At 61.8% G+C, this 26,000-nt stretch carries 19 protein-coding genes; 13 read left to right on the top strand and 6 right to left on the bottom strand.

Annotation, left to right across the window (positions count from 1 at the left end; all coding sequences use genetic code 11):
• Positions 1–53: 53 nt before the first annotated feature.
• The gene (locus tag KSS97_RS26925) at positions 54–1,430 is read right to left on the bottom strand and encodes an L-serine ammonia-lyase (RefSeq protein WP_030137831.1); all 1,377 of its coding nucleotides are present in this window, start codon (positions 1,428–1,430) and stop codon (positions 54–56) included.
• A gap of 434 nt (positions 1,431–1,864) precedes the next feature.
• On the opposite strand from KSS97_RS26925, the gene KSS97_RS26930 reads away from it, so the two are divergent.
• From KSS97_RS26930 to choV, 3 genes are all read left to right on the top strand, one after another.
• The gene (locus KSS97_RS26930) at positions 1,865–2,812 is read left to right on the top strand and encodes a choline ABC transporter substrate-binding protein (protein ID WP_030137832.1); all 948 of its coding nucleotides are present in this window, start codon (positions 1,865–1,867) and stop codon (positions 2,810–2,812) included.
• 66 nt (positions 2,813–2,878) lie between these two features.
• The gene (gene choW, locus KSS97_RS26935) at positions 2,879–3,724 is read left to right on the top strand and encodes a choline ABC transporter permease subunit (protein ID WP_030137833.1); all 846 of its coding nucleotides are present in this window, start codon (positions 2,879–2,881) and stop codon (positions 3,722–3,724) included.
• Positions 3,721–4,899 carry a choline ABC transporter ATP-binding protein gene (gene choV / locus KSS97_RS26940; protein ID WP_030137834.1) on the top strand — a complete coding sequence of 393 codons (1,179 nt, stop codon included), beginning with the start codon at positions 3,721–3,723 and terminating at the stop codon, positions 4,897–4,899. Before choW ends, choV begins: the two co-directional genes overlap by 4 nt.
• A gap of 195 nt (positions 4,900–5,094) precedes the next feature.
• On the opposite strand, the gene KSS97_RS26945 is transcribed toward choV, so the two are convergent.
• Positions 5,095–6,630: a BCCT family transporter gene (locus KSS97_RS26945; RefSeq protein ID WP_187293291.1), complete on the bottom strand. Its 1,536-nt coding sequence runs from the start codon at positions 6,628–6,630 to the stop codon at positions 5,095–5,097.
• Between the two features lie 364 nt (positions 6,631–6,994).
• Here KSS97_RS26945 and betI point away from each other — a divergent pair, with 364 nt between their 5' ends.
• From betI to yccS, 9 genes are all read left to right on the top strand, one after another.
• On the top strand, positions 6,995–7,615 hold the full coding sequence (gene betI, locus KSS97_RS26950; RefSeq protein ID WP_030137836.1) for a transcriptional regulator BetI: 621 nt from the start codon (positions 6,995–6,997) through the stop codon (positions 7,613–7,615).
• 79 nt (positions 7,616–7,694) lie between these two features.
• Positions 7,695–9,167 (top strand): betaine-aldehyde dehydrogenase, encoded by a 1,473-nt coding sequence (gene betB, locus KSS97_RS26955; RefSeq protein WP_217860523.1) that lies wholly within the window; start codon positions 7,695–7,697, stop codon positions 9,165–9,167.
• A gap of 147 nt (positions 9,168–9,314) precedes the next feature.
• Complete coding sequence (betA, locus tag KSS97_RS26960; RefSeq protein WP_217860524.1) at positions 9,315–11,018, top strand: choline dehydrogenase; 1,704 nt, start codon at positions 9,315–9,317, stop codon at positions 11,016–11,018.
• 405 nt (positions 11,019–11,423) lie between these two features.
• Positions 11,424–12,866, top strand: coding sequence for a TldD/PmbA family protein (locus tag KSS97_RS26965; RefSeq protein ID WP_217860525.1), 1,443 nt, complete (start codon positions 11,424–11,426; stop codon positions 12,864–12,866).
• Complete coding sequence (locus KSS97_RS26970; RefSeq protein WP_217860526.1) at positions 12,866–14,203, top strand: TldD/PmbA family protein; 1,338 nt, start codon at positions 12,866–12,868, stop codon at positions 14,201–14,203. Before KSS97_RS26965 ends, KSS97_RS26970 begins: the two co-directional genes overlap by 1 nt.
• A gap of 197 nt (positions 14,204–14,400) precedes the next feature.
• Entirely contained in the window at positions 14,401–15,828 is a 1,428-nt protein-coding gene (gene mdtD, locus KSS97_RS26975) for a multidrug transporter subunit MdtD (protein WP_217860527.1), read from the top strand.
• A gap of 316 nt (positions 15,829–16,144) precedes the next feature.
• Positions 16,145–17,482 carry an ATP-dependent RNA helicase DbpA gene (gene dbpA / locus KSS97_RS26980; RefSeq protein ID WP_258651024.1) on the top strand — a complete coding sequence of 446 codons (1,338 nt, stop codon included), beginning with the start codon at positions 16,145–16,147 and terminating at the stop codon, positions 17,480–17,482.
• A gap of 151 nt (positions 17,483–17,633) precedes the next feature.
• Entirely contained in the window at positions 17,634–18,812 is a 1,179-nt protein-coding gene (locus KSS97_RS26985) for a BaiN/RdsA family NAD(P)/FAD-dependent oxidoreductase (RefSeq protein WP_217860529.1), read from the top strand.
• 175 nt (positions 18,813–18,987) lie between these two features.
• Positions 18,988–21,171: a YccS family putative transporter gene (gene yccS / locus KSS97_RS26990; RefSeq protein ID WP_217860530.1), complete on the top strand. Its 2,184-nt coding sequence runs from the start codon at positions 18,988–18,990 to the stop codon at positions 21,169–21,171.
• Between the two features lie 112 nt (positions 21,172–21,283).
• Here yccS and KSS97_RS26995 read toward each other — a convergent pair whose 3' ends face one another.
• Positions 21,284–22,021: a substrate-binding periplasmic protein gene (locus KSS97_RS26995; protein ID WP_198796851.1), complete on the bottom strand. Its 738-nt coding sequence runs from the start codon at positions 22,019–22,021 to the stop codon at positions 21,284–21,286.
• Positions 22,022–22,279: 258 nt separating this feature from the next.
• On the opposite strand from KSS97_RS26995, the gene KSS97_RS27000 reads away from it, so the two are divergent.
• Positions 22,280–22,732 carry a GNAT family N-acetyltransferase gene (locus KSS97_RS27000; RefSeq protein ID WP_217860531.1) on the top strand — a complete coding sequence of 151 codons (453 nt, stop codon included), beginning with the start codon at positions 22,280–22,282 and terminating at the stop codon, positions 22,730–22,732.
• A 127-nt stretch (positions 22,733–22,859) separates the two neighbouring features.
• Here KSS97_RS27000 and KSS97_RS27005 read toward each other — a convergent pair whose 3' ends face one another.
• Genes KSS97_RS27005 through KSS97_RS27015 form a run of 3 tightly spaced genes read right to left on the bottom strand, consistent with a single transcriptional unit; the run spans position 22,860 to position 25,830 of the window.
• Positions 22,860–23,156 carry a winged helix-turn-helix domain-containing protein gene (locus KSS97_RS27005; RefSeq protein WP_030137847.1) on the bottom strand — a complete coding sequence of 99 codons (297 nt, stop codon included), beginning with the start codon at positions 23,154–23,156 and terminating at the stop codon, positions 22,860–22,862.
• 4 nt (positions 23,157–23,160) lie between these two features.
• Positions 23,161–23,664 (bottom strand): M48 metallopeptidase family protein, encoded by a 504-nt coding sequence (locus tag KSS97_RS27010; protein ID WP_030137848.1) that lies wholly within the window; start codon positions 23,662–23,664, stop codon positions 23,161–23,163.
• A gap of 42 nt (positions 23,665–23,706) precedes the next feature.
• A complete protein-coding gene (locus KSS97_RS27015) occupies positions 23,707–25,830 on the bottom strand; it encodes a putative bifunctional diguanylate cyclase/phosphodiesterase (protein WP_217860532.1) in 2,124 nt (707 codons plus the stop codon).
• Between the last annotated feature and the right edge of the window lie 170 nt (positions 25,831–26,000).

Consider the following 26,000-nt stretch of genomic DNA (forward strand, 5'->3'; position numbering starts at 1 on the left):
ATCGAAGGGGGCCGCTTCGCGCCCCAACGGGGATAAATCCCCTCGCCACAAAATCAACACTCCACCGCACTGACCGCCAGCCCGCCCCGCGATGTCTCTTTATATTTGTCGTGCATGTCGGCGCCGGTATCGCGCATGGTGCGGATCACTCGGTCCAGGGAAATGAAATGCTGGCCGTCACCGCGCAAGGCCATTTGTGCTGCGTTGATGGCTTTCACCGCAGCGATCGCGTTGCGCTCGATGCACGGCACCTGGACCAGGCCGCCCACCGGATCGCAGGTCAGGCCGAGGTTGTGTTCCAGGCCGATTTCCGCCGCGTTGCACAGTTGCTCCGGCGAGGCCCCGAGGATTTCCGCCAGGCCCGCCGCCGCCATGGCGCAGGCCGAGCCGACCTCACCCTGGCAACCCACTTCGGCGCCCGAGATCGAGGCGTTTTTCTTGCACAGGATCCCAACCGCTGCCGCGCCGAGGAAATAATCCACGACGTTGGCGTCGGTGACCGCCTCGCTGAACTTCATGAAGTAATGCAGCACCGCCGGAATGATTCCCGCCGCGCCATTGGTCGGCGCCGTGACCATGCGCCCACCGGCGGCGTTTTCCTCGTTGACTGCCAGGGCGAACAGGTTGACCCACTCCATGGCGCTCAGGGTCGAGCCGATCACGTTTGGTTTGTTCAATTCTTGCAGGCTGCGGTGCAATTTGGCCGCCCGCCGACGTACATTCAAGCCGCCCGGCAAGATGCCTTCATGCTTGAGGCCCTGCTCCACGCAGCTCTGCATGGCCCGCCAGAGTTTCATCAGGCCGCTGCGAATCTCCTCTTCCGAACGCCAGACTTTCTCGTTGGCCATCATCAATTCAGCCACCCGCAAATTGTGCGTGCGGCACAGCCCGAGCAACTCCTCGGCGCTGGAAAAGTCGTAGGGCAACTCGGTGGTGTCCAGGTCCATCACGCCGCTGGAAGCCTGGGCCTGGTCGACGACGAATCCGCCGCCGACCGAATAATAGGTATCGCGGTGCAGCTCGCCGTTGTCGCCCTCGGCTACCAGCGTCATCGCGTTGGGGTGGAACGGCAGGTTTTCGTCGAGCAGGCGCATGTCCCGGGACCAGACGAAAGGCACCGGCAGGCGACCATCGAGCAACAGGGTCTCGGTCTCGCGCAGCAGCTCGATGCGCGTGCCGATCTGCGACGGGTCGATCGAGTCGGGCCATTCACCCATCAACCCCATGATCGTGGCGGTATCGCTGCCGTGGCCAATGCCGGTGGCCGACAACGAACCGAACAGCTGCACCTCGACCCGGCGCACCTCGTGCAGCAGCGACTTCGCGCGCAACGCTTCAAGAAACAGCGCCGCGGCGCGCATCGGCCCCACGGTGTGGGAACTGGATGGGCCGATACCAATCTTGAACAGGTCGAATACGCTGATTGCCATTGCCTTGAATCTCCAGAACGGTCACATCCGGGCGCAGGAGCGCCCGGTGGCGGAGCTGCTACGCTCAACGCCGGGATGGCCGCATCATCCGGCTTTTGAATGGGCTTTCGACGTCTGACACCGACGCAATCATGCCCACCAGCGCCGCGTCCTTGTCGCCCGGGTTTTACGACGTTTTTTTGCGTGTCAGAAGCCAGCCGAGGGCCGAAAAAATCTGTAAACGACGTCACCAACACTGGATGCGACCCTCCCTGTACTGGATACGACTCACCCTGTAGGCGTCGGATTTGCACTGGTACATGATCGGTTACGGCTCGTTTGCAAGGCCGCGTGTCACAAAGCGTGCTCACGCGCCACCAACCGCAACTTAAAAAAAGCAAAAAAGCGCGGTTGTCCCGACCGGACACTGCCAATAAAACACCAGGAGTCCACCCATGAAAGGTTCCAAGCCGTTGTTGTTGGCCGCCATGCTGAGTCTTCCAATGCTGGCCAACGCTGCAGAGCCCGCTCAATGCAGCACCGTCAACTTCTCCGATGTCGGCTGGACCGACATCACCGTAACCACCGCCACCACCAGCGTGGTGCTCGATGCCCTCGGCTACAAGACCAAGACCACGATGATTTCGGTGCCGGTGACCTACAAGTCCCTGGCCGATGGCAAGAACATGGACGTGTTCCTCGGCAACTGGATGCCGACCATGGAAAACGACATCAAGGCCTATCGCGAAGCCGGCACCGTGGAAACCGTGCGCACCAACCTCAAGGGTGCCAAATACACCCTCGCCGTTCCCCAGGCCCTGTATGACAAAGGCCTGCACGATTTCGCCGACATCCCTAAATTCAAGAAAGAGCTCGACGGCAAGATCTACGGGATCGAACCGGGCAACGACGGCAACCGCCTGATCCAGAGCATGATCGAGAAGAACGCCTTCGGTCTGAAGGACGCGGGCTTCAAGGTCGTCGAGTCCAGTGAGGCCGGCATGCTCTCCCAGGTCGATCGCGCCTCCAAGCGCGGGACCGACGTGGTGTTCCTCGGCTGGGCGCCGCATCCGATGAATACCCGCTTCAAAATCCAGTACCTGACCGGCGGCGACGACTTCTTCGGCCCCGACTTCGGCGCCGCTACCGTGGCGACCAACACCCGCAAAGGCTACAGCCAGGAATGCAGCAACGTTGGCCAGCTGTTGAAAAACCTGGAGTTCACCGTCGACATGGAAAGCACGCTGATGGGCAACGTGCTCGACGACAAGATGAAACCCGAGGCCGCCGCCAAGGCCTGGCTGAAGAAAAATCCACAGGTGCTCGATACCTGGCTCGCTGGCGTCACCACCATTGACGGTAAACCTGGCCTGGAGGCCGTGAAAGGCAAGCTCGGTCTGTAACTTGTTTATGCCGGGCGGGTTCGCTCGCCCGGGCTGTTTATTCCTTGCATGCGGACGTTCACTACCATGCTTATTGATCAGAAAATACCCTTGGGCCAGTACATCGCGGGCTTTGTCGAATGGTTGACGCAAAACGGCGCCAACACTTTCGACGCAATCGCGCTGTTCCTGGAAACGATGATTCACGGCGTGACGTTTGCGCTGACCTGGTTCAACCCCCTGGCCCTGATCGGCCTCATTGCGCTACTGGCGCACTTCATCCAGCGCAAATGGGGCCTGACCGTTTTCGTCATCGCGTCCTTCTTGCTGATCCTCAATCTGGGTTACTGGCAAGAGACCATGGAAACCCTCGCCCAGGTGCTGTTCGCGACCCTGGTCTGCGTGCTGATCGGCGTGCCGCTGGGCATTGTTGCCGCGCACAAGCCGATGTTCTACACCCTGATGCGTCCCGTACTCGATCTGATGCAGACCGTACCGACCTTCGTCTACCTCATTCCTACCCTGACTCTCTTCGGTCTGGGTGTGGTCCCAGGCTTGATCTCCACGGTGGTGTTCGCGATTGCCGCCCCCATCCGCCTGACCTACCTGGGCATCCGCGACGTTCCGGAAGAACTGATGGACGCCGGCAAAGCCTTCGGCTGTTCCCGTCGCCAACTGCTGTCGCGCATCGAACTGCCCCACGCAATGCCAAGCATCGCGGCCGGTATCACCCAGTGCATCATGCTGTCGTTGTCGATGGTGGTAATCGCGGCACTGGTGGGCGCCGACGGCCTGGGCAAACCTGTGGTCAACGCACTGAACACCGCTGATATCGCCCTGGGCTTCGAAGCCGGCCTGGCGATCGTATTGCTGGCGATCATGCTCGACCGAATCTGCAAACAACCCGACGCCAAAGTAGGGGGTGACGCATGAGCATAATCCGCTTCGAAGAGGTCGACGTGATCTTTGCCAAAGATCCACGCGAAGCCCTCAAGCTGCTCGACAAGGGCATGACCCGCAATGAAATCCTGAAGAAGACCGGGCAGATCGTCGGTGTGGAAAAGGCCAGCCTCGACATCGAAAAAGGCGAGATCTGTGTGCTGATGGGCCTGTCCGGTTCCGGCAAATCCAGCCTGCTGCGTTGCATCAACGGCTTGAACACGGTGAGTCGCGGCAAATTGTTCGTCGAGCACGAAGGCCGGCAGATCGACATCGCCTCCTGCACCCCCGCCGAACTGAAGATGATGCGCACCAAACGCATCGCCATGGTGTTCCAGAAATTCGCCCTGATGCCTTGGCTGACGGTGCGCGAGAACATCAGCTTCGGCCTGGAAATGCAGGGCCGACCGGAGAAGGAACGCAAGAAGCTGGTGGATGAGAAGCTTGAGCTGGTGGGCCTGACCCAGTGGCGCAACAAGAAGCCTGACGAATTGTCCGGCGGCATGCAGCAACGGGTCGGCCTGGCCCGCGCCCTGGCGATGGACGCCGACATCCTGCTGATGGACGAACCGTTCTCGGCACTCGACCCGCTGATCCGCCAGGGCTTGCAGGACGAACTGCTGGAGCTGCAACGCAAGCTGAGCAAGACCATCGTGTTCGTCAGCCACGACCTCGACGAAGCCCTGAAGCTGGGCAGCCGTATCGCGATCATGAAAGACGGCCGGATCATCCAGTACAGCAAGCCAGAAGAGATTGTGCTCAACCCGGCGGACGATTACGTGCGTACATTCGTCGCCCATACCAACCCGCTCAACGTGCTCTGCGGTCGCAGCCTGATGCGCACCCTGGACAACTGCAAGCGCATCAACGGTTCGGTATGCCTGGACCCGGGCGGTGACTCCTGGCTCGACCTGGCCGAAGGCAATACCATCAAGGGCGCCCGGCAGAACGGCGCCGCGCTGGACTTGCAGAACTGGGCGCCGGGCCAAGCCGTCGAAGGCCTGGGCCGCCGCCCGACGCTGGTGGATTCGAATATCGGCATGCGCGATGCCTTGCAGATCCGCTACCAGACCGGCAACAAGCTGGTGCTGCATGACAACCAGAAAGTCGTCGGCATCCTCGGTGACAGCGAGCTGTACCACGCGCTGCTCGGCAAGAACCTGGGCTAAGCCCCACGCAGACAAAAACGCCGCGAGATGATCGCGGCGTTTTTGTCTGCGCAGAAACAAGAATTGAAATGCTCTTGTGGCGAGGGGATTTATCCCCGCTGGGTTGCGCAGCAGCCCCAATGGCTTTGGGAGCGCTGCGCACTCCAGCGGGGATAAATCCCCTCGCCACAACAGTGTTCACAACTATCGAACGGGTCAGCTAAAGACCCGACCCAGCGCCGCCAACTCCGCCCGCTCCTGCTCAGCCTGCACATCCTGGCGCATGGCCTTGTGCAGCCCGAACATGAAGACCACCAGCACCACCGAGAACGGCAATCCGGCCAGCACCACCATGGTCTGCATCGCCTCGAAGTTACCGGCGAACAACAGGCCAACGGTTACCAGCGTGATGACCACCGACCAGAAAATCCGCAACCAGTGCGGTGCATCTTCATCGACACTGCCGCCCTTGCACGAAAGGTTCGCCATCATCACCGCGCCGGAGTCGGCCGGGGTCAGGAACAACACGAAACCGACGAAGATCGACACGCCGATCACGACTTTCGAGGCTGGGTAAAACTCCAGCAACTGATAGATCGACATGGACGGCTGGGTCAGCGCCGTCTTGCCCAGTTCCACCGCCCCTTGATTCATCACCAGGTCCAGGGCCGAGTTACCGAAGATCGACAGCCACGCCAATGTAAAGCCCAGGGGAATCAGCAACACGCCCGCCACCAGTTCGCGCACGGTACGCCCACGGGAAATCCGCGCGATGAACATGCCGACGAAAGGCGCCCAGGAAATCCACCAGGCCCAGTAGAACAGGGTCCACAGACCCAGCCAGCGGTCGGACTTGGCGCTGTCGTCGACATACACATACAGGTCGAACGTCTTGAGAATCACGCCGTTGAGGTAGTCACCGACGTTCTGCACGAAACCGTTGAGCAGGTGCAGGGTCGGACCGAACAACAACACGAAGATCAGCAAGCCGCTGAACAACACGATGTTCAGGTTGGACAGCCGGCGAATGCCGTTTTCCACGCCCGAGACAGCGGCGATGGTCGCCACGGTGCTCATCACAATGATCACGATCAGCAGGTTGGTGTTGCTGTGCTCGATGCCGAACAGGTTTTCCAGCCCGGACGCGACTTGCAGCGAACCGATCCCCAGGTTGGTCACCAGCCCCAGCAACGTGACGAACATGCCGAAACCGTCTACGGCATGACCCGCCGCGCCCTTGACCCAGCGCTCGCCCACCAATGGATACAAGGCCGAGCGCAGCGCCAGCGGTTGGTTGTGCCGGTAGGCGAAATACGCCACGGCCAGGCCCACCAGGGCATAGATCGCCCAGCCATGCAGGCCCCAGTGCAAGAACGTCAACTGCACGGCCTGGCGCGCGGCCATCTGGCTGCCGGCCACGCCTTCGGGCGGGTTGAAGAAATGATCCAGCGGCTCGGACGCACCAAAGTACAACAAGGAAATGCCAATGCCCGACGAAAACAGCATCCCGGCCCAGGCGCCGTAGCTGAAGTCCGGCGTGTCGTGCTTGCTGCCCAGCTTGAGTTTGCCGTAGGAGGAAAGCGCCAGGCCCACCACGAACACCAGGTAGGCGGCGATCACCACCATGTAGTACCAGCCGAAGCTGCGGGACAGCCACGCCTGGGCAATGCCGAGCAACCGGCCGGCCTCCTGTGGCGCAATGATCAATATGGCGGTGAGCAGCAGGATCAGCGCGGTGGAGGTGTAGAACACCCAACCGTTGACCGTCACCTTTTGCGGCGGGGTCTTTATTAGCAAGGCAGAACTCATTGCACGGATGCTCCAGGCAGTGCGAGAGAAGGACAAGGCAACGCGATACCCGACCAATCGGTGAGTGGGCAGCCGACCGGCGGGTGTTATAAAGACACCCTTGGAGCCCTCGCCCCCGTCATGCGCGGGTCTTGGGTCCTTGATGTCTCGCTTCCGCGCCATTTACGCGTAGGAAATTTCGGTAAATCGCGACGAATTGTCGCAGAGCTTATTCTTTGTTGATTGAACGTTCAATCAAAACAAAATAGACTGGCCCTCATGAAGGCGGACCGAACTCGTCCGCCCGATGGCCCAAGGAGATTTGCAGATGCCCAAGGTCGGTATGCAACCCATCCGCCGCCAGCAATTGATCGAAGCCACCTTGCAGGCGGTCGATCAGGTCGGAATGGGGGACGCCAGCATTGCGCTGATCGCCCGTTTGGCCGGTGTTTCGAACGGCATCATCAGTCACTACTTTCAGGACAAGAATGGCCTGATCGCGGCGACGGCCCAGTACCTGATGAGTGTCCTGAGCGAGAACGTCACCGCGCGTCGCCAAGCGCTGACGGATTCGAGCCCGCGAGCTCACCTGAAGGTGATCATCGAAGGCAACTTCGACGCCAGCCAGGTCAACGGTCCGGCGATGAAAACCTGGTTGGCCTTCTGGGCCACCAGCATGCATCACCCGTCATTGCACAGGTTGCAGCGGATCAACGATCACCGTCTGTATTCCAACCTGTGTTGCCAGTTCCGCCGCGTGTTGCCTGTTGACCAGGCGCGCAGCGCGGCACGGGGCCTGGCCGCGCTGATTGACGGTTTGTGGCTGCGCGGGGCGCTGTCGGGAGACGCATTCGATACCGCCCAGGCACACCAGATCGCTTACGAATACATGGATTTCCAACTGGCCAAGTCAGGAATGCCAGAGCACACAGAATCGCTCGCCACCTGAACCGCCACCGCAGCGCGTAGTCAGCTATGAACGACACGCTCGGTGCTCAGCCAACCACTTATGCACTTGCGAGGACTTTATGGCCCGTTTCGAACTGCAAAAACTCTACATCGATGGCACGTACAGCGATGCCAGCGGCGACGCCACCTTCGAAGCCATCAACCCGGCCAACGGTGAAGTGCTCGCCTTGGTGCAGCGCGCAACGTTCGAGGACGTCGAGCGTGCCGTGGCCAGCGCCGAAAAAGGCCAGAAAGTCTGGGCCGCCATGACCGCCATGCAACGCTCGCGCATCCTGCGCCGCGCCGTGGACATCCTGCGCGAGCGCAACGATGAGCTGGCCGCCCTGGAAACCCTGGACACCGGCAAATCGTTCTCCGAAACCAAATACGTCGACATCGTCACCGGCGCCGACGTGCTGGAATACTATGCCGGCCTCGTGCCCGCCATCGAAGGCGAGCAGGTTCCGCTACGCACCACTTCCTTCATCTACACCCGTCGCGAGCCCCTGGGCGTGGTCGCCGGTATCGGCGCGTGGAACTACCCGATCCAGATCGCCCTGTGGAAATCCGCCCCGGCCCTGGCCGCCGGTAACGCGATGATCTTCAAGCCAAGCGAAGTCACCTCGCTGACCACCTTGAAACTGGCCGAGATCTACACCGAGGCCGGCGTTCCAGCGGGCGTGTTCAACGTGCTGACCGGCAGCGGTCGCGAAGTCGGCACCTGGCTGACCGAGCACCCGCGCATCGAGAAAATCTCCTTCACCGGCGGCACCGACACCGGCAAGAAAGTCATGGCCAGCGCCTCGAGCTCGTCGCTCAAGGACGTGACCATGGAACTGGGCGGCAAGTCGCCGCTGATCATCTTCGACGACGCTGACCTGGACCGCGCCGCCGACACCGCGATGATGGCCAACTTCTACAGCTCCGGCCAGGTCTGCACCAACGGCACCCGCGTGTTCGTGCCGAGCCATCTCAAAGCGGCGTTCGAAGCCAAGATTGTCGAGCGCGTGGCGCGCATCCGCGTCGGTAACCCTGAAGACGAAAACACTAACTTCGGCCCGCTGGTGAGCTTCGCCCACATGGAAAGCGTGCTGGGCTACATCGAGAAAGGCAAAGCCGAAGGCGCGCGCTTGCTGTGCGGCGGCGGTCGCCTGACGGAAGGCGAATTCGCCAAGGGCGCGTTCGTCGCCCCGACCGTGTTCACCGACTGCACCGATGACATGACCATCGTGCGTGAAGAAATTTTCGGCCCGGTGATGAGCATCCTCACCTATGAAACCGAAGAAGAAGTGATCCGCCGCGCCAACGACACCGACTTCGGCCTGGCGGCTGGCGTCGTCACCCGCGACCTCAACCGCGCCCACCGCGTGATTCACCAGCTCGAAGCCGGCATCTGCTGGATCAACGCCTGGGGCGAATCGGCGGCGGAAATGCCGGTCGGTGGCTACAAGCAATCGGGCGTGGGCCGGGAGAACGGGATCAGCTCGCTGAACAACTTCACCCGTATCAAGTCGGTGCAGGTCGAGATGGGCGACTACACGTCGGTGTTCTAAACCGACGCTGCCTCTGCGGCCGCCATCGCGAGCAAGCTCGCTCCCACAGGAGTCCCCATTCCAATGTGGGAGCGAGCTTGCTCGCGATCGAGTGCGAAGCACTCGCCAGGCCTGACCTGAACCCAACTCAAAAAGAGGGTGCATTTCATGTCCCAAGAATTCGATTACATCATCATCGGTGCCGGCTCGGCCGGTAACACCCTGGCCACCCGCCTGACCGAAGACGAAGGCGTCACCGTCCTGCTGCTCGAAGCCGGCGGCCCGGACTATCGCCTCGACTTCCGTACGCAAATGCCCGCCGCCCTGGCGTTCCCGCTGCAAGGCCGGCGCTATAACTGGGCCTATGAGACCGATCCGGAGCCGCACATGAACGGCCGGCGCATGGAGTGCGGACGCGGCAAGGGCCTGGGCGGTTCTTCGCTGATCAACGGCATGTGCTACATCCGCGGCAACGCCCTGGACTACGACAACTGGGCCAAGCTGCCGGGCCTGGAAGACTGGACCTACCTCGATTGCCTGCCGTATTTCCGCAAGGCCGAAACCCGTGACATCGGCCCGAACGACTACCACGGCGGCGACGGCCCGGTCAGCGTGACCACGCCCAAGGCCGGTAACAACCCGTTGTTCCACGCCATGGTCGAAGCCGGCGTGCAGGCCGGTTACCCGCGTACCGACGACCTCAACGGTTATCAGCAGGAAGGTTTCGGCCCGATGGACCGTACCGTCACGCCCAACGGCCGTCGCGCCAGTACCGCCCGTGGTTACCTGGACATCGCCAAGAAGCGTTCGACACTGACCATCGTTACCCATGCCCTGACCGACAAGATCCTGTTCGAAGGCAAGCGTGCGGTCGGCGTGCGCTACCTGGTGGGCGCCGCTGAAGAGCGCGTCGAAGCTCGGGCACGCAAGGAAGTGCTGCTGTGCTCCGGCGCCATTGCCTCGCCGCAGATCCTCCAGCGCTCCGGCGTTGGCCCGGCCAAGCTGCTGAAGAATCTCGACATCCCGGTGGTCCATGACCTGCCGGGCGTCGGCGAAAACCTGCAGGATCACCTGGAGTTGTACCTGCAATACGCTTGCACCCAACCGGTCTCGCTGTACCCGTCGTTGCTCTGGTACAACCAGCCGGCCATCGGTGCCGAGTGGCTGTTCAACGGCACCGGCATCGGCGCCAGCAACCAGTTCGAAGCCGGTGGTTTCATCCGTACTCGTCCGGATTTCGAATGGCCGAACATCCAGTACCACTTCCTGCCGGTGGCGATTAACTACAACGGCAGCAACGGCGTGAAGGAACATGGTTTCCAGGCGCACATGGGCTCCATGCGCTCGCCGAGCCGTGGTCGGATCCAGGCCAAGTCCAAGGACCCGCGCCAGCACCCGAGCATCCTGTTCAACTACATGGCCACCGAGCAGGACTGGCAGGAATTTCGCGACGGCATCCGCCTGACCCGCGAGATCATGCAACAACCGGCGCTCGACGCCTTCCGTGGTCGCGAGATCAGTCCGGGCATCGACGTGCAGACGGACGAGCAGTTGGACCAGTTCATCCGCGAGCACGCCGAAACCGCGTTCCATCCGTCCTGCTCGTGCAAGATGGGCACCGACGACATGGCCGTGGTAGACGGCGAAGGCCGCGTGCATGGCATGGAAGGGTTGCGCGTGGTCGACGCCTCGATCATGCCGATCATCACCACCGGCAACCTCAATGCGCCGACGATCATGATGGCCGAGAAAATCGCCGACAAGATCCGTGGTCGCAAGCCGCTGCCGCGCTCGACCGCACCGTACTATGTGGCCGGCGATGCGCCGGTGCGCGGCAAGCCGGTGCGTGAAGTGGCGACGGCTGCACAGTAAGACTCAAGACCGCGGCGCGGCCTTCGTCGGATCGCCGCCCGGAGCAAGCTCGCTCCCACAGGGGTTCGGTGGTGGACACGGATTTCGTGACCGCTGAAGATCCCATTGTGGGAGCGAGCTTGCTCGCGATGGGGCCGGCCCATTCAATATCTTCGTTGACTGCCACACCGCCATCGCGAGCAAGCTCGCTCCCACAGGGATTCTGAGGTGGGCACAGATTTCGTGACCACCAAATATCCAATGTGGGAGCGAGCCTGCTCCGGGCGGCGATCCGACGAAGGCGTCCAACCTGACACCGCAAAATTCCCATCTGCCTTGATCCCTCCCCCGCCCCAGGCCTACTCTAGAGCCACCGCGTCAATGCGCCGCACCTCGCTGCATCGCCACTCCAGACAAGGAGGTTTCATGTTCGACTTCCATCCCCAGCTCAAGCAGCGGTTTGCTGCCTTGCGCACGGGTGCTGAATTCTTTTCCCTGCGTTATGTCCGTGAGTCCGGCCAGCACCTGTCGGTGCGCAAGAACGTCGCCGAACCACCGAGCCTGAACCGCGACGAAGGGGCGATGCTCACCGTGCGGGTCAACGGCGTCGAGGCCTACGCGGCCACCAATGATCTATCCCAGGCCGGCCTGCAAGCGGCACTGGAGCGCGCCGAGCAACACGCTCGTCGGCTCAAGCCCCATGCCTTGCTCGACTTGCGCGAGCAAGCGGTGTCCAGCGACCGTGCCGACTACTTCTCGCCGCATTTCGACCAGGCTTTCCCTCCGCTGAGCGATTGCTACCAACTGCTCGGCGACGAATCGGCTTCGGTGCCCACCGACGAACGCCTGGTGAACTGGCAGGCCAGCATCGGCCTGACCCAGGTCGAGCAGATCTACCTCAACAGTGCCGGCGCTGAGTTGCGCCAGGCCCAACGCTTCATCTACCCGGCCCTGGACGTCACCGCCTTCGACGGCCACGACAGCCAGACCCGCACCCTGGGCCGGGAAAATTTCGGCCAGCAAGGCGGCTTCGATGTGATCAGCCGTTGCGGCCTGATCGGCGCCGGCCCGAGAATCGCCGACCAGGCCCTGCAGTTGCTCATGGCGCCGAATACCCCAGCAGGCCCGCATGACCTGCTGCTGATGCCCGACCAGATGATGCTGCAGATCCACGAATCCATCGGCCATCCGCTGGAACTGGACCGCATCCTCGGGGATGAGCGCAATTACGCCGGTACCAGCTTCGTCAAGACCAGCGATTTCGGCCACTTGCAATATGGCTCCAGCCTGTTGAACGTGACCTTCGACCCGGATATTCCCGAGGAACTGGCGAGCTACAGCCATGACGACGACGGCAGCGCCGCGAGCAAGCAGTTCCTGATTCGTGAAGGGCTGCTGTTGCGTCCATTGGGCGGGGCGCTGTCGCAGTTCCGCGCTGGCCTCGACGGTGTCGCCAACAGCCGCGCCTGCGGTTGGAACCGCCCCCCCATCGATCGCATGGCGAACCTGAACATCGAACCCGGCGACCAATCCCTGGAGCAACTGATCCAGGGCATCGAGCACGGCGTGTTGATGCGCACTAACCGGTCCTGGTCCATCGACGACGCCCGCAACAAGTTCCAGTTCGGTTGCGAATGGGGCCAGTTGATCGAAAACGGTGAGCTCAAGGATGTGGTGAAGAACCCCAACTACCGGGGCATCTCCGCGCAATTCTGGAAGAGCCTGAGAGCGGTGGGCGATGCGAGCACGTCCCAGGTTCTGGGCACGCCGAACTGCGGCAAGGGCGAACCGAACCAGGTCATCCGCGTCGGCCATGCGTCGCCGGCCTGTGTGTTCAGCCATGTCGATGTGTTTGGGGGAGACGCCTGATGAACACTGTCAATAATCAAGCGGGGGCGTTCAAGGCGTTGGTCGATTGGCTACGCGATGCGCTGCGCGAACCTGAACAATTCACCCTCGGCTACGCCGCCGAGTCTTCGGCCTTCGTGCGCTTCAACCACGGCAAGGTCCGCCAGGCCGGCCAGGTGCAGCAGGCGAATGTCAGTTTCAAATTGATCAACGACGGCCGTCATGCCGATTTGCAGATCACCTTGTCCGGTGACACCGAGACCGACCTGCAACGCTTGGCCGAAGGGCTACGGCAACTGCGCGAAACCTTGCCGCTGTTGCCGGTAGATCCTTACTTGCTGCTCAACCACAATCATTGGCACAGCGACAACGTGCAGGCCCATCCACTGCCCGAAACGGAGCAGGCCGTCGCTGAAATCACCCGCGCCGCCGAAGGCCTGGATCTGGTCGGGTTCTATGCTGCGGGGCCCATCAGCCGCGGTTTCGCCAGTTCTTCAGGGGCATTCGGCTGGCATCAGGCCAACAGTTTCAACTTCGACTTTAGCCTGTTCCATGAGAACGGCCAGGCAGTGAAAGCCAGCTACGCCGGGCATGAATGGAGCCGCGAGGGATTCGCCCGGCGCTTCGAACAGGCTCGCGAGCAACTGGAGTTTCTCGGCCGCCCGCTGCGCACGCTGCCGCCCGGCGAATACCGCGCTTATCTGGCGCCGGCCGCCCTGGAAGAGATCATGGGCATGCTCAGTTGGGGCGGTTTTTCCGCACGGGCGATTGCCAGCAAGCAGAGCCCGCTGCAGAAGTTCTACGCTGGCGAGGCCCACTTCAGTCCCAACGTGTGGTTGACCGAGCAGGTCAGCGGCTCCTTGAGCCCGGCGTTTTCCGACGAAGGTTATCCCCGCGACGACCTGACGCTGATTGCCAAGGGCACGGCCAACACGCGACTGGTCAACTCCCGCAGCGCCGCGGAATACGGCCTCACTGCCAATGGCGCCAGCAGCTACGAATACCCCACGGCGCTGGACATGAAGGAGGGCCACCTCGAGCAGCGGCACATTCTTGAGGAGCTCGGCACCGGCTTGTACATCAGCAACCTGTGGTACCTGAACTACTCGGACCAACCCGCGGCGCGCCTGACCGGCATGACCCGCTTCGCCACGTTCTGGGTCGAGAACGGCCAGATCCAGGCTCCGGTCAGTACCATGCGTTTCGACGACAGCGTCTACAGCCTGCTGGGCTCGCAGCTCGAAGCGCTGACCCGGGAGCGGGAACTTCTGCTTTCGGCCAGCACCTACAGCCAACGGGCCACGGCCTCGATGTTGTTGCCGGGGGCGTTGGTGAAGCGCTTGACCTTGACCCTGTAGTTAGCAAACACAGAACCTGTGGCGAGGGGATTTATCCCCGCTGGGTTGCGAAGCGACCCCAAGAAGCTTGAATAGGCTCCGCCTGTTTTACTGGGCTGGTAGATCGGGGGCTGCTTCGCAGCCCAGCGGGGATAAATCCCCTCGCCACAAAGCGCTTTCGCTGCAGGTCAATGTCCACTGTCCACACAAGAGGTCCCATGCCCAACCGCGCTCCCCTCGATGCCGTCACCGCCCGCTGGCTCCCGTGGGTCGTGGCGATTGCCTTTTTCATGCAGTCCCTCGACGGGACCATCCTCAATACCGCCCTGCCCGCCATGGCCAGTGACCTGGCGGAAAACCCGCTGCGCATGCAGGGTGTGATCATTGCCTACATGCTCACCGTGGCGCTGTTGATCCCGGCGTCAGGCTGGATTGCCGACCGCTTCGGCACCAAGAAGATTTTCTTCGGCGCGATCCTGTTGTTCAGCTTCGGCTCCTTGCTCTGCGCCTTGTCCAGTTCGTTGAGCATGCTGATCGGCGCCCGTGTCGTCCAAGGCCTAGGCGGTGCGTTGATGCTGCCGGTGGGCAGGCTGGTGGTATTGCGGGCCTATCCACGCTCGGAGCTCGTGCGAATCATGGGTTTCATCACCATTCCCGGCCTGCTCGGCCCGCTGATCGGCCCGACCATGGGCGGCTGGATGGTGGAATACATGACCTGGCACTGGATTTTCATCATCAACCTGCCGGTGGGTGTGATCGGCTGTTACGCCGTGTGGAAGTTCATCCCGGACCTGCGCGGCAGCGAGCGCACGCGCTTCGATGGCCTGGGCTTTTTGCTGTTCGGCGCGGCGATGGTACTGATCACCATTGCCATGGAAGGCCTGGGTGAATTGCACCTGCCGCACCTGCGGGTGATGTTGCTGCTGTTCGGCGGCATGGCCTGCCTGGCGGCCTATTGGTTGCGGGCCGGGCACGTCGAGAACGCGCTGTTCCCACCGTCGCTGTTCAAGACCCGAACCTTCGCCGTGGGCATCCTCGGCAACCTGTTCGCGCGCCTGGGCAGCGGCGCCCTGCCGTTCCTGGTGCCGTTGTTGTTGCAAGTCGCCTTGGGTTATTCGCCCTCCCAGGCCGGGATGAGCATGCTGCCCCTGGCGGCCGCGGCGATGGTCGCCAAATCGGTCGCCCGGCCATTGATCGAGCGCTTCGGCTATCGCATTGTCCTTACCGCCAATACCCTCGCCCTGGGTGTGATGCTGGCGAGCATGGGGCTGGTCAGCGAACAGACGCCGTACTGGCTGTTGCTGGCGCATCTGGCAGTGCTGGGGGCGATCAACTCGCTACAATTCACCGCGATGAACACCGTGACGCTGATCGACCTGGACGATGCCAGCGCCAGCAGTGGCAACAGCCTGTTGTCGGTGGTGGCGCAACTGTCCCTGAGCCTCGGCGTGGCTTGCGCCGGAGCCTTGCTTGGCGGCTTCACGGCCCAGGTTGGCAACGACGGGGTGGAGACGGTGCTGGGCGCGTTCCAATTGACCTTCGTGACGGTGGGGATCATGGCGATGCTGGCGGCGACGATCTTTTCCCAGTTGTCACGCGAAGACGGGCGACGGGTGAAACGCCCGGATGAGCATATCGAACACTGACCAGTGGAATTGGGGAGCTTTTGTGGCGAGGGGATTTATCCCCGCTGGGTTGCGCAGCAGCCCCAAAAAGGCTGAATGCGCTCTCCCTGATCCACCAAGGTGACCATCCTAGGGGCTGCTTCGCAGCCCAGCGGGGATAAATCCCCTCGCCACAATAAATCCCCGCCACATGTTCTGCGGTTCGGCCCTCACAGCTCGTCCAGAACTTTCGAAGAAAGTGGCACGAGGCTGCTACACTGCGCGACATTTTGTTTTGCAGGCCAGTCCCGTGACCACCATTGCCACCGCTTTTAATACTTTGCCGCTGTCCGCCGCCATGCTGGCTAACCTCGAATCACTCGGTTATGCCCAGATGACGCCGATCCAGGCGCAAAGCTTGCCGGTGATCCTCAAGGGCATGGACTTGATCGCCCAGGCCAAGACCGGCAGCGGTAAGACTGCCGCCTTCGGCATCGGCCTGCTGAACCCGATCAACCCGCGCTATTTTGGCTGCCAGGCCCTGGTGATGTGCCCGACCCGCGAGCTGGCCGACCAGGTTGCCAAGGAAATCCGCCGCCTGGCCCGCGCCGAAGACAACATCAAGGTCCTGACCCTGTGCGGCGGCGTGTCGTTCGGCCCGCAGATCGCCTCCCTCGAACACGGCGCCCACATCATCGTCGGCACGCCGGGGCGCATCCAGCAGCATCTGCGCAAGGGCTCGCTGGTGCTCGACGGCCTCAATACGCTGATTCTCGACGAAGCCGATCGCATGCTCGACATGGGCTTCTACGACGCCATCGAAGACATCATCCAGCAGACCCCGGAACGCCGCCAGACACTGCTGTTCTCCGCCACCTACCCGGTGGGCATCAAGCAGCTAGCCTCCAAGTTCATGCGTGACCCGCAGCAAGTGAAGGCCGAGGCGTTCCACTCCGACGCGCAGATCGAGCAGCGTTTCTACGAGATCTCGCCCGAGGAGCGCATGGACGCGGTGGTCAAGGTGCTGGCGCATTTCCGTCCCGCCTCGTGCGTGGCGTTCTGCTTCACCAAGCAGCAGGTCCAGGAAACCGTCGACCACCTGACGTCCAAGGGCATCTCGGCCGTCGGCCTGCACGGCGACCTGGAGCAGCGTGACCGCGACCAGGTGCTGGCGATGTTCGCCAACCGCAGCACTTCGGTGCTGGTGGCCACCGACGTGGCGGCCCGCGGCCTGGACATCGATGCCCTGGACATGGTGATCAACGTCGAACTGGCCCGGGATTCGGAAATCCACATCCACCGCGTCGGCCGCACCGGCCGCGCCGGTGAGAAAGGCATCGCCATCAGCCTGGTGGCGCCGTCCGAAGCCCACCGCGCCCAGGCTATCGAGCAACTGCAGAAGTCGCCGCTGAGCTGGGACCAACTGGACAACCTCAAGCCCCAGGGCGGCGGTCCGCTGCTACCAGCGATGAGCACCCTGTGCATCGGCGCCGGGCGCAAGGACAAGGTCCGCCCCGGTGACATCCTTGGTGCCCTGACCGGCGAGGCCGGCATTCCCGGCGCCCAGGTCGGCAAGATCGCGATCTTCGATTTCCAGGCCTACGTGGCCGTGGAACGCGGGATCGCCAAGCAGGCGCTGCAACGCCTGAACGATGGCAAGATCAAGGGTCGGTCGTTGCGGGTGCGGATCCTGTAAAGCGATCGCCAACCCAACAGATATCAAACTGTGGGAGCGAGCTTGCTCGCGATGGCGTCAGTTCTGTCACCTCGATGTTGACTGAACCACCGCTATCGCGAGCAAGCTCGCTCCCACATTCAGTATTGTGGAAAGCTGAGAGGACACCGTTTTGCGCTCTACCGAAGTCGTGATCATTGGCGCTGGCGCCGCGGGGTTGATGTGCGCGCTGACCGCTGCCGCGCGCGGACGCCAAGTGATGCTGCTGGACCACGCCAACAAGGCCGGCAAGAAAATCCTCATGTCGGGCGGTGGACGCTGCAACTTCACCAACATGTACACCGAGCCGGGCAATTTTCTCTCGCAGAATCCGCACTTCTGTAAATCGGCCCTGGCCCGCTACACCCAGTGGGATTTCATCGCGCTGGTGGCCAAGCACGGCGTGCCCTATCACGAGAAAAAACTCGGCCAGTTGTTCTGCGATAACAAGTCCAGCGACATCCTCGGCCTGCTGCTGGACGAATGCGAGCAGGCCGGCGTCAACCTGCACCTGGACACCTCGATCGAGCAGATCGAAAAGACCGACGGCGGCTACCTGCTGCAAACCACCCTCGGCGCCCTCGCCTGCCAATCCCTGGTCATCGCGACCGGCGGGTTGTCGATTCCGACCCTCGGGGCGACCGGTTTCGGCTATCAGGTGGCGAAGCAGTTTGGCCATGAGTTGCTGCCAACTCGCGCCGGGCTGGTGCCGTTCACCATCACCGACCAGCTCAAGACCCTGTGCACTGAACTGTCGGGCACCTCGGTCGATTGCCTGGTGAGCTGCAACGACCAGAGTTTTCGCGAGAACATCCTGTTCACCCATCGCGGCTTGAGCGGCCCGGCGATATTACAGATTTCCTCGTTCTGGGAACCGGGGGACACGGTGCAGATCAACCTTTTGCCCGACCACGACGTGCCGCAATGGCTGCAGCAGCAACAGGCCGAACGTCCCAACAGCGAATTGAAAACACTGCTGGGCGAGCTGTTCACCAAGAAAATGGCCAACCTGCTGGCCGACACCTGGTTCGCCTCCAAACCCATGAAGCAATACACCCACGCGGAGCTGGCGGACATCGCCGAGAAACTGGCGAGCTGGAACGTCGTCCCTGCCGGCACTGAAGGCTACCGCACCGCCGAAGTCACGCTGGGTGGCGTCGACACCCGGGAAGTCTCGTCCAAGACCATGGAATCGTTGAAAAGCCCCGGGCTGTACTTCATCGGCGAAGTGCTGGATGTCACTGGGCACCTGGGCGGGTTCAACTTCCAGTGGGCCTGGGCTTCGGGGTATGCGGCGGCGCAGTACGTCTGATCCCACCCCATGTTGAGCCTGCTTTTGTGGCGAGGGGATTTATCCCCTCGCCACAGAGGTGTAAGTGTCCTTCATCCTCCGGAACACTTTTTGCTGTCAGATGTGATCGCCGCCATTGCATCGGCGTCATTACTGCCTCAATTTAGCGTCATTGCCCGTCAGGCCCTTGCACTTCATGTCATCGACCTCGTTTAGCCAATCCCTGCGGCGCCTTTGGGCGCTGGACAAGTTCAGTTATAGCGTGCGGGTGTTCATCGCCCTGACCGGCAGCATGGGGCTGTGCTGGTATCTGGATGAAATGGGGCTGCTGATTCCCCTGTTCCTGGGCATCATCGCCAGCGCCCTGGCCGAGACCGATGACAGTTGGCAAGGCCGCCTCAACGCCTTGGTCGTGACGCTGGTGTGCTTCACCGTTGCCGCGTTGTCGGTGGAGTTGCTGTTTCCCTATCCCGTCCTGTTCATAGTCGCCCTGGCCATGGCTGCCTTTGGCCTGACCATGCTTGGCGCCTTGGGCGAGCGCTACGGCGCGATCGCCTCGGCCACCTTGATTCTCTCGGTCTACACCGTCATCGGCGTGGACCAGCGCGGCGGCGCGGTGACTGACTTCTGGCACGAACCTTCACTGCTGGTGGCCGGTGCCGCGTGGTATGGCCTGCTCTCGGTCCTCTGGCACGCGCTGTTTTCCAACCAACCGGTGCAGCAAAGCCTGGCGCGGCTGTTTCGCGAATTGGGGCGTTACCTGAAGCTCAAGTCGTCGTTGCTCGAACCGATCCGCCACCTGGACGTCGAGGCGCGACGCCTGGAACTGGCCCAGCAGAACGGTCGGGTCGTCGCCGCGCTCAACAGCGCCAAGGAAATCATCCTGCACCGCGTCGGCAACGGCCGACCCGGCTCGAAAGTCAGCCGCTACCTGAAGCTGTATTTTCTCGCCCAGGACATCCACGAACGCGCGAGCTCTTCCCATTACCCCTATAACGCGCTGGCCGAAGCCTTCTTTCACAGCGATGTGCTGTTCCGCTGCCAGCGCCTGCTGCGCCAGCAGGGCAAGGCCTGCCAGGCTCTGGCGGAGTCGATCCAGCTGCGCCAGCCGTTCGTCTATGACGACAGCTTTGCCGAAGCGTTGAACGACCTGCACGCGTCCCTCGAACATTTGCGCATCCAGAGCAACCCGGCCTGGCGCGGTTTGCTGCGTTCGCTGCGCGCATTGTCGGTGAACCTTGGCACGATGGACCGTCTGCTCAGCGATGCGAGCAATCCCGACGCGTTGGCCGACGCCACCGACAGCAGCCTCCTGGACCGCTCACCACGCAACCTCAAGGACGTCTGGGTACGCCTGCGTACCCAGCTCACGCCCACCTCGCTGCTGTTTCGTCACGCGCTGCGATTGCCGTTGGCCTTGAGCGTGGGCTACGCCATGGTGCACCTGATCCACCCGTCCCAAGGCTACTGGATCGTCCTGACCACACTGTTCGTTTGCCAACCCAACTACGGCGCCACCCGGCGCAAGCTCGGCCAGCGGATCATCGGCACCGCGATCGGCCTGACGGTGGCCTGGGCATTGTTCGATCTGTTCCCGAACCCGCTGGTGCAGTCGTGCTTCGCCATCGTCGCCGGAGTCATATTCTTTACCAACCGCACCACCCGCTACACCCTGGCGACCGCGGCAATCACCATCATGGTGCTGTTCTGCTTCAACCAGGTCGGCGACGGCTACGGCCTGCTGCTGCCACGGCTATTCGATACCTTGGTAGGCAGCCTGATCGCCGGGCTGGCAGTGTTCCTGTTCCTGCCCGACTGGCAGGGCCGACGGCTGAACAAAGTGCTCGCCAACACGCTCACCTGCAACAGCATCTACCTGCGCCAGATCATGCAGCAATACGCGGCCGGAAAAAGTGACGACCTGGCCTATCGCCTGGCCCGACGCAACGCCCATAACGCCGATGCGGCGCTGTCCACCACGCTGGCGAACATGCTGATGGAGCCTGGGCATTTCCGTAAGGAGGCCGACGTCGGATTCCGCTTCCTGGTGTTGTCCCACACGTTGCTCAGCTACCTGTCAGGCCTGGGCGCCCACCGGGGCACGGAATTGCCAACTGAAGTGCGCGAATACCTGATCGACGGCGCGGGCGTAAAACTGGCGTCCAGCATCGATGAAATCGCCCAAGGCCTGGCGAGCAAACAGTCGATTGCCATCCAGAGTGACGAAGAGGAAGCACTGGCCAGCGAGCTTGAGCAGATGCCCGACGAAATCGACGAAGGGCAGCGGCTGGTGCAGACTCAATTGGCCTTGATCTGCCGCCAGTTGGGGCCGTTGCGCACGTTGGCGGCGCATTTGATCAAGGACACCAGCGAGGCTTGAGACTGTAGTGGATGGGCCGGCCCCTTCGCGAGCAGGCTCGCTCCCACAACAAATGTACGTTTGCCTGTGGGAGCGAGCCTGCTCGCGAATGAGCACCCGCCACACAGCTGTCTTACATCCCATGCGCCTTCAATAGCCGCTCATAACTCCCATCCGCCCTCATCGCCGCAATTTCACGATCGAATCCAGCCACGATCTGCTCGTGTTCGGGGTTCTTCAGGCTGACCAATATGTGCAGGCTGTTTTCGCTCAAGGGCTTGGGCAGGAACTCCACGGCGTTGCGCACCTTCGGGGATTCCCGAGCCAGGTAGTAACGGGCGACGTACTCATCTTCCAAGGTCAGTTTCACCCGGTCGGCAGCCAGCATGCGCACGGCCATCGCAAAGTTGTGCACTGGGATCTTCTGCATCTGCGCGTCCTCGTCGAACGCCTTGGCATAGGCGTAGCCACGCACCACGGCGACGGGGTAGGCATATAGCTGCTGAAGATTATCGAACTCGATGTCCGCATCCTTGCGCTTGATGAAGCGCACCCGGTTGAGCAAATACTCGGCCGAGAACTGACCCACATGGGTGCGTTCTTCGGCGTACCAGGCGTTGACCAGCACGTCGTAGCGCCCTTCACTGATGCCCAGCATCGCCCGTGCCCAGGGCACCTGCTCGAAGTCACTGGCATAGCCCGCCCGCGCCAGGGCCGTCGTGACGATATCGGTCGCCAGGCCGCCGTTGACCAAGGTCGAATCGGTGAAAGGGGGCCAGGCATCGGCCACCAGGCGCAACTTCTGCGCGCAGACGCTGTGGCTCAGCAACAACAGTCCGACCAAAGCAAGAACTCGATGCAATCGCGGCATGCCAAACATCCTTGACGGGTTCAAGCCCGGTTTGTTTTTAGCCGAAATCCAAGGGACATCCGCAGACGTCCGGTCCTAACGTTAGCTCATCGAAACCGCTGCGCAGGGCTGAATCGAAGATTACACAAAGAAGACAAGACCGCGACACATCCATGATGGCATTTTGGTCTTTATCACAGATTTTCCGACCAATCGAAAAGAGACTTCCGACGTGAGGACGCCTAATATCGGCATCAGGCATTCAAGGAAATTCAAAAAATGGATATCGACTGGGTCTGCAAACATCACAGCGACCTGAGCAAGGAGCAGCTGTACGCCATTCTAAAATTGCGCGCCGACGTGTTCGTGGTCGAGCAGAGCTGCGCCTACCCGGACGTGGATGGACTCGATCTGGAAGGCGACACGTGCCACCTGATGGCTTGGCGGGACAATCACCTGATCGCCTACCTTCGTTTGCTCGATCCCCACTCGCGCAACAGCGACGTGGTGATTGGCCGGGTGGTCATCGCGCCAGAAGCACGCGGCCAGGGGCTGGGGCATGCGCTGATGGAGCGTGCGCTCGAACAGGCGCAGAAGCACTGGCCCGGCACATCGATTTCGTTGTCGGCCCAGGCGCATCTGCAGGGGTATTACGGGCGGTATGGGTTTGAAGCGGTGGGTGTCGAGTATCTGGAGGATGGGATTCCGCATATCGGCATGCATCGTCCTTAAGGTCCTCTTCGCGAGCAAGCCCGCTCCCACAAGGGTTCTGAGGTAGACAAAGTTTTTGTGCCTACAAAAGATCCCACTGTGGGAGCGGGCTTGCTCGCGAAGACGCCAACCCAGACACAACCAGCATTCAGGGATAGCCGAGCACCGCCCTGATCCGCTCCAGGTTCTGCTCGATCCACCCCCGATCAATCGCCCCCCAATCGCGAATCCGATATCGCCCGGCATGGTTGCGCGCGCCTTCTTCTTGTTCGAACTCACACAGGATATCCAGGTCCGCCAGCGCCGCCACGGTGTCCTGGGCCGTACGCCGGGGCATGCCGGTGACTTCGGTGAGGGCCGGGACGTTACTGGCCAGGCCGCTGTCGATCAGGTAAGCCACATACAAGCGACGATAGAAGCTGCTCTTGGTCTTGCTGACGTCCATCCGATCATTCCTTGTCTTGTTGCAGGTCCCGCCAGGTCAGGTACACCCGCAGGTCGAATTCCAACTGGTGATAACCCGGCAGCATGTGCTCGCAAAGTTGGTAGAACGCCTTGTTGTGGTCCGATTCCTTGAAGTGGGCCAGCTCGTGAACCACGATCATCTTCAGGAAGTCGGGCGCCGCCTCCTTGAACAACGATGCGATGCGGATTTCCTTCTTGGCCTTGAGCTTGCCACCTTGCACCCGCGACACGGCTGTATGCAGGCCCAGTGCACGATGCGTCAGGTCCAGGCGATTGTCGAACAGCACCTTGTCGATGGCCGGCGCGTTACGCAGGTATTGCTGCTTGAGTTCCAGCGCGTAGGCGTACAACGCCTTATCGCTCTGGATCGGATGCCGGTCGGGATAGCGCTGGCGCAGGTAATCGCCCAGCCGATCCTCGGCGATCAATTGTTGCACCTGGGCTTGCAAGGCGGCGGGGTACGCCTGGAGGTATTTGAGCGCAGTCATCGGGCGGCCACACCATTACAAAAGGCCGCCAGTGTAGCGAATTCAGGCGATGACCGCGCTCCAGTCGAAGGGCTTGGCGAAGGCGTTGGTGTCTTCCGCCATCAAGGGGCGCGCCACGAGGAAACCTTGCACGAACTCGCAGCCGTGGGCCCGCAACCACTGATATTGTTCGCGGGTCTCCACCCCTTCGGCGATCACTCGCAAGCCCAGTTGCCGACACAGGTCGATCACCGAGGCGGCCAATGCGGCATCTCGGGGCGAGCCTGGCAAACGGGCGATCAAATGCCGGTCGAGCTTGAGGGTATCGAGCTGCAGATCCCGCAGGTGAGCCAACGAGCAAGGCCCGGAACCGAAGTCATCCAGCGCCACGCGCACCCCCAGATGGCGCAGCAATCGCAGTTGCTTATGGGTCTCGTCCGGGTTGCGCATCAGCGCATCCTCGGTCACCTCGACCTCAAGTTGCCGAGGCTTCAAGGCGTGGCGCTCCAGCACCTGGCGCAATTCGGTCACCAGGTTGGGCATGCCGAACTGAGTGCTGCTCAAGCTCACGCCCAACACCAGATCCTCGGCGAACAAGCGCTCCCAGACTTTGCGCTGGGCCGCGCTGCGGTGGTAGATCCAACTGCCCAGTCGGCTGATCAGCCGCGCCTCTTCCAACAGCGGCAGGAACAAGCCCGGCGGAACATCGCCGACGCTTGGGTGCTGCCAACGCAACAGCGCCTCGAACCCGCGAATGCGTCCATCATGAATACTGACCTGGGGTTGATAGACCATATTGAAGTCGCGGTTTTCGATGGCCGAGCGCACGCTTTCCTCGAGCATCAGCCGTGAACGGGCCCGACCGTTCATTTCGTGGTCATAAAAACGATATTGCTGGCGACCGGCGCGCTTGGCCTCGTACATCGCGATGTCGGAAGCGCGCAGGAGGCCATCGAGGTTGGAGCCGCAATCCGGGTAAGTCGCGATCCCGATGCTGGCCCCCAGCGTCACGTCCATGCCTTCGATCTGCTGGCAGATCGAAACCCGTTCAATAAGTTTCTCGGCGATCTTGGCAGCCTGCTCGGGTACTTCAAGATCCAGCAGGGCCGTGAACTCATCACCGCCGAGCCGCGCGAGAATATCGAAGGGTCGCAGGCAGGCCTTCAATTGTTCGGAGACCCAGCGCAGCACCCGATCGCCGGCATCGTGGCCCAGGGAATCGTTGACGCGCTTGAAGCCATCGAGATCCAGGTACAGCAGCACCCAGTTGCTTTCCAGCCGTTCGCTGCGCATCAGCAGGTTTTCCGCCGTCTGATAGAACCCCCTGCGGTTGAGCAAGCCGGTCAGCGGGTCAGTCACAGCCTGGAATTCCAACTGCTGGTGCAGATGGCGAACCACCGACATGTCCTGGAGCGTCACCACCATGGCCTTCTGCTCAGAGGGCAGAGGCGCACAGGACAGGGCCACCGACACTTGCTGGCCGGGGGCGGTGCGCAACACCGCATCGTGCAGGCGCCAGGTTTCGCCACGCCGGTAGGCGGTATGGATCTCCGAATCCATCCATTCGGGAATATGGGGCTTTTGCAGGAAATCGAGTAAAGGCATCCCCTGCAACTGGTCGGCGGTGGCATTGAGCAGACGGCACGTCGAAGGGTTGGCGAAACGGATACAGCCGTCCTCATCCACTACCAGGATCCCTTCGGCGGCGTTGTCCAGCACCGAGGCATTGAAGGCCCGTGCCGCTTCGAGATCCTGGCTCAAGCGCTGCAAGGCGCGGCGGTTACGCTGGTGCTCGAGCAACGCCTGGACCTTGGGCTTGAGGATCTGCGGATCGAAAGGTTTGAACAGGTAATCCACCGCGCCACTGGCGTAGCCCTTGATGACGGCGTCCTGGGACTGCTCGTTGGCGGTGAGGAAAATGATTGGCGTGAGCCGCGTGCGCTGGCTGCCGCGCATCAGGCGCGCCACTTCGAAACCGTCCATGTCCGGCATTTGCACATCCAGCAGCACCAGGTCGATGTCATGTTCGAGCAGCAGATTCAGCGCCTCGATCCCCGAGGACGCGGTCATCACCTGCCAATCCTGACGCTGCAGCAACGCTCGCATGCTGAGCAGGTTTTCGGGGTAGTCATCAACGATCAAAAGGACAGAGCTGTCTTCGCCAAACGGGGGTTGCGCGCATTCCATGCTGCTTCTCTTATCGGGGCGCCATGTCCGCCCTATCGAGCAAGGCGGACAACATACAGTGATCTCACTCTAGACCGGGATTTTGAAAAGCAGTAGGTGTCATCGCGCCATCATCCAGACAAAGCCCGAAATAGCCGACTAACGGTCACCCCTCTCAGGCACAAAAGCTG

The organism is Pseudomonas alvandae, assembly GCF_019141525.1.
Classification (GTDB): Bacteria; Pseudomonadota; Gammaproteobacteria; order Pseudomonadales; family Pseudomonadaceae; genus Aquipseudomonas; species Aquipseudomonas alvandae.